This window comes from Mycolicibacterium hodleri (assembly GCF_025822245.1).
Classification (GTDB): Bacteria; Actinomycetota; Actinomycetes; order Mycobacteriales; family Mycobacteriaceae; genus Mycobacterium; species Mycobacterium hodleri.
In genome coordinates, this window is sequence record NZ_JACKTL010000057.1 from 1 (window position 1) to 5,208 (window position 5,208).

The window sequence follows — 5,208 nt, forward strand, 5'->3', positions numbered from 1 at the left end:
CGACGCCTCGTACTGCGGACGAGCCCGCGATGCCGGCTTCGCCACCGGTGCCGCCCGTGCCCGCCGCGCCACCGACGCCTGCGGTGCCTGCCGCGCCGCCGCCGCCACCGACGCCTGCGGTGCCTGCCGCGCCGCCGCGACCACCGTCGCCGCCGGCCTGACCCTTGGCGCCGTCGCCACCGTTCCCGCCGGAGGTGGTAGCCGTGGAGCCAGTGACGCCGTCGGCGCCGGTGGCGCCACCGCCGCCGGCCCCGCCATTGGCGGCGTCCCCACCGTGTCCGCCAGAGCCGTTGACGCCGGCGAGCCCAGCCATGCCAATGAGTCCCGCGCCCCCACCAGCGCCCGCGTCACCGCCCGCTCCGCCCGCTCCGCCAGACCCACCAGCCATGCCGGTGCCGCCGGCATCGCCAGCCTCGACGGCCGCCACACCTTGGGCGCCGGTCACCCCGCGCCCACCGGCTCCGCCAGCACCCCCGGACCCACCGGCGCCGCCGTTGCCGATCAGCAGGCCACCCCGACCACCGGCTCCGCCCGTCCCACCGGCAGACCCGCTGGCCCCGGGTTGACCCGCGCCCACACCGTTGGCACCGGCGATGCCGTTGGCCCCGGTTCCGCCGGCGCCGCCGTCGCCCACGAACAGGCCACCATTGGCGCCGCGCCCCCCGGCGCCGCCGTTGACGCCCAGGACGCCGACGCCGCCCGCACCGCCGGTGCCGATGAATCCGACCGCGCCACCGTTGCCGCCGTTGAAGCCGCTACCGCCCACACCCAGCAATAACCCACCGTTGCCGCCCCGGCACGCCGTGCCACCCACACAGGTCGCAGCGGTGTAGCTGTAACCGGTGCCCAGCAGCAACCCGGCGTCGGGGTGCGCGGCGGTGCCGTTGCCGATGAACAGCGCCAGCACGTCGTTGACGAACTCGCCCAAATTCGGTGCGGCGGCCGTCGGCTGCACGGCCAGCACCGTGACGTTGACCGGCGGTGCCGCGGCGACAGCGTTCGCCGTGGTGGTCGGGGCGGCTGAATGGTGAACGGCGATGGCAGTATTCGTGGCCGTCGTGGCCGTGGACGAGTCCGCCGCTACCGGCGACGTCGACGCCGCAGGGCCCGAACTGGTCGCCCGCGTATCCGTTGCGGCGGCGGTGGTTTCCCCGGCTTCGCTTGCCGTTGATTGGTTGCCGGCTCTGGGGCTCCCGGTGCCGTCTTGGCCCCCGACGGTATTCGAGACGGCGCTGGTGCCCGTGTCGGTGACGTGCTTACCGTGCCCGCCCGCACGGCCTCCCGTGCTGGCTTGCCCGGCGTCATCCTTGGTCGACACCCCCGCCCCGTGGGTCGACGACGCGGTGGTGCCGCTGAGACCGGTGGCGGACGTCCCGGAGGTAGTCCCCGACGAGGACACCCCGCCCGACGTGTCCGACGTGCCCGACGTGCCGGCCGCGGTGGCTCCCGCGACCGAAGCCTTCGATGCCGTCGAACCCGTCGACGACGCACCGCTGCCGTTGCCTGCGGACTCACCCGAATCACCCGCATGCGTGACCGAGGAGCTGGCCTCGGAATGGGTGGTGTCGGCTTGGGCCACGGCGGCGCCGGAGAGCATCGCCGCTCCGACCCCGACGCTGAACGCCCCTGCGGTCAGCCAGCTTGACACCGGCAATACCCGACCACCTTCACGTCCGGCGTCGAGTTTGCTGTGGTGGCTACGCTTGCGGTGTCGTCCGGCCATCGTGAATCCTCTGCGTCTCGTGTCATTCGTTGGCGGAACACGGGTCGTACCGCTTGCGCCCCATCGTCATTGGCGCCGTCAGCCGCGGCGTCACACCCGTCGACACGGGTATGACGATCACCAGCCAGGGTTTCCAGTCCTGAGAGTAGAAATGCGCTGCAAATATTTTGTAAACGAAGCACCGGCGACTTTCGATGAGCTAGAGCGTGTGCTCCGCTTTGCGCCTGAGATGTGAACGAGCGGCCTAGGGCGCCCCAAGGTCAGCCTGTCTCCGCGTTGACTGGGCCAACGTGCAGGGGAGCGGCATTCGGAGGGCCAGTACCGTGGAAGATCTTCTGGCCCGGGAGATTTCGGGCGACGTCAGAACTGTCCGCCTGCGTGGCCCCGATCCTCGGTGCCTTGGCCCAGCGGATCGCTAGCGCACTGAAGTTGGTCTAGCGGGGGACGTCTGGGGTTGGTCCGATGTCGGGCAGGTCGAGCATTGCCAGGCGACCAAATTGCCAGCAGAGGAAAGCACTCCCGCTAACGGGAAGTGTGGAGCCGATGACGGGAATCGAACCCGCGTATTCAGCTTGGGAAGCTGATGTTCTGCCATTGAACTACATCGGCCTGACCAGCGGTGCTGGTGACCACGAAGGCTAGCACCTTCCGCCGTGCGGTTCGCCGTCAGGCCAGGGGCGCGAACGCCTCGGCGAGCGCCCGGTAGGCATCCAGGCGCTCCGGACCGCGGGGCATGCCGAAGTCGGGGACGATCACCTCGTCGACGCCCTCGTCGCGCCACGTCGCGGCGGCCTCGGCGATCCGCGACGCCGGCCCGTAGACCACCGGCTGCGGCATCGACTCGGCGGCGGTCTTCGCCTTGGCCTCGGCCTCCGCGGAATCGGTGACCATCACCACGGCCTGCGTCGAGCGCCACACGGTGGCCGGATCGCGGCCCTCCTTCTCGCACGCCGCGTCCAGTGCCGCCGAGCGTTCGCCGAACCCACCGGGCGCGGACCACTGATTCCACTCCTGGGCGTGCCGGGCGATCAGCCGCAGCATCCGCGGACCCGTCCCGCCGACCAGCAGCGGCAGCGGCGACTGCAGCGGCTTCGGTTCGCACAGTGCGTCGGTCAGCCTGTAGTACTGCCCGTCGAACGTCGTCGTCTCGTTGATCAGCAGCCCCGAGATGACCTCGAGTCCCTCGGCGAAGCGGTCGACCCGCTCCTTCGGCGCGCCCAACTCCAGGCCGTACTGCTCGTGTTCGGTTTCCTGCCAGCCCGCGCCGAGCCCGAGGGTGAAGCGGCCGTTGCTGATGCGGTCGATCGTCACCGCGAGGTTGGCCAGCACGGCGGGGTGCCGGAACGTCATCGACAACACCAGGTTGGCCAGCCGAATGTTCGACGTCACGGTGGCCAGCGCAGCCATTACGGCGGTGGCTTCCAGCCAGTCGCTCGTCTGGCCCGGTTTGTCGCCGGGGGACATGAAGTGATCCGCGACGTAGAGCGAATGCCAGAACCCGTCGTCGGAGAACTGGGCGAGTTCGAGTACGTCGTCCCACGGTTGAGTCGTCGATGGCCACACGGAGAATCGCACGGCGCCAGTCTAGGGACGAACGCCGAGAGCGCGACGGGGCCGACGACGTACTGGCCCGCTAGGCTCGTCGGGTGCTGCTCTCCGATCGCGACATTCGGGCCGAGATCTCCGCAGGCCGCTTGGCGATAGACCCGTTCGACGACAGCCTGATCCAACCCTCCAGCGTGGACGTTCGGCTCGACAATCTGTTCCGGGTCTTCAACAACACCCGCTACACCCACATCGACCCGGCCCTGCGGCAAGACGACCTGACCACCCTGGTGGAGCCGAAGGAAGACGAGCCCTTCGTGCTGCATCCCGGAGAGTTCGTGCTCGGGTCGACGCTGGAGCGCTGTGCACTTCCCGACGACCTCGCCGGCCGGCTGGAGGGCAAGTCCTCGCTCGGTCGCCTTGGCCTGCTGACCCACTCCACGGCCGGGTTCATCGACCCCGGCTTCAGCGGTCACATCACCCTCGAGCTGTCCAACGTGGCCAATCTGCCGATCACGCTGTGGCCCGGAATGAAGATCGGGCAGCTCTGTCTGTTGCGTCTGACAAGCCCCGCCGAACACCCGTACGGCAGCGCGAAGGTGGGCTCGAAGTATCAGGGCCAGCGCGGACCGACTCCGTCGAAGTCGTACCAAAACTTCATTCGACACTGACCCGGTCACCGCGGGTAGGGTCGAAAACGCGGGCCGAAGAGCCGACGTGTCCGATGTAACGACTGCCCGTGTGGCGGCGATGAAACATCAGGGTGCGTTGTGTGCGTTTAAGCCCCCGTGAAAACAGATCAGAGCACAGCTAAGACTTTGGAGGGGTTCGTGGACATCGTGCTTGGTGTGTCCTTGACACCAAAGACGGTGCGACTGGTGCTGGTCGAGGGTAACGAGGCCGACGGTGAGATCGTCGACCACGACACCTTCGACGTCACGCCCGACGACGGCTCGGCAACGTCGAGTGCGTCGGCGCAAGTGGTCGCCGCCGTCCTGGGAACGTTGGAGAGTGCGCGCGAAGGCGGTCACCAGCTCAAGGCCATCGGTGTCACCTGGAGCGACCACGACGAGGCAGCCAAGACGCGTGACGCGCTGGCCGCCGCCGGCGTCGACGACGCGATCCTGGTCTCCGAATTGCACGCCGCGGGAGCCCTGGCTCAGACCGCGGGCCGCGCGGTCGGCTACGAGACCACCGGCCTGCTCTTCCTCGACCGCGACACCGCGACGCTGTCGGTCGTACGCACCGATGACGGCTCCATCGTGAAGGTGCTCAGCAGGAGCCTGCACAGCACCGACGCGATGGCCGTGCTGTCCGACATGGCCGCTGCCGCCGCCGCACAGGACTCACCGCCGCAAGGCATGTTCGTCGTCGGTTCCGGCGTCGACGTCGCCTCGGTCAAGTCGCACCTGCAGGACCTGGTCGACGTGCCCGTCAGCGCGCCCGAGGAGTCGGGCCTGGCCCTGGCGCGCGGCGCGGCGATCGCGGCGGCCAACGCCCCGATCTTCGACGCGTCGACCGTGGGCCTGGCCTACTCGCAGGATCCCGACGGGGCGACGGCCGGCAACGACTATCCCGGCCTGTCCGGCGCCGACACGCAGATGCGCCTGGTCGGGATGGACACCCCACTGGCCGCCGACGACCTCGACTTTCACGCGGCGCCGGCCGACGAGGGTCGCAAGCCGTTCCTCCTCGTCGGCTCGGCACTGACGTCGGTGTTCGTGATCGGCGTGATCGCGCTGGTCATCTCGCTGGCCGTGAGCATCCGCCCGACCGCCGACCAGCGCCCCGATCCCGGTCAGAGTGCGATCGTGCCCAACGCCGCGGCGCCGGCAGCTCCGTTGCCCGAGGCGGCCCCCGCTCCGGCGCCGGCCCCCGCCGCGCCTGCCCCCGCGCCGCCCGCGGAGACCATCAAGGCGCCGATCCCGGTCGTGCAGCAG

At 69.8% G+C, this 5,208-nt stretch carries 3 protein-coding genes, 1 tRNA gene and 1 pseudogene; 2 read left to right on the plus strand and 3 right to left on the minus strand.

The window, feature by feature from the left end; genetic code table 11:
* The 3 genes and pseudogenes from H7J06_RS24590 to H7J06_RS24600 all read right to left on the minus strand — a co-directional run.
* A pseudogene (locus H7J06_RS24590) lies at positions 1–1,648 on the minus strand (hypothetical protein); the annotation flags it as partial.
* 610 nt (positions 1,649–2,258) lie between these two features.
* A tRNA-Gly gene (locus H7J06_RS24595) sits at positions 2,259–2,332 on the minus strand.
* A 57-nt stretch (positions 2,333–2,389) separates the two neighbouring features.
* The gene (locus H7J06_RS24600; protein WP_264041980.1) at positions 2,390–3,298 is read right to left on the minus strand and encodes an LLM class flavin-dependent oxidoreductase; all 909 of its coding nucleotides are present in this window, start codon (positions 3,296–3,298) and stop codon (positions 2,390–2,392) included.
* A gap of 71 nt (positions 3,299–3,369) precedes the next feature.
* Here H7J06_RS24600 and dcd point away from each other — a divergent pair, with 71 nt between their 5' ends.
* Together dcd and H7J06_RS24610 are read left to right on the plus strand one after the other, a co-directional pair.
* Positions 3,370–3,939 carry a dCTP deaminase gene (gene dcd / locus H7J06_RS24605; protein WP_264041982.1) on the plus strand — a complete coding sequence of 190 codons (570 nt, stop codon included), beginning with the start codon at positions 3,370–3,372 and terminating at the stop codon, positions 3,937–3,939.
* A gap of 159 nt (positions 3,940–4,098) precedes the next feature.
* Positions 4,099–5,208 (plus strand): DUF7159 family protein (locus H7J06_RS24610; protein ID WP_264041984.1); only part of this gene is annotated, 1,110 nt, incomplete at its 3' end.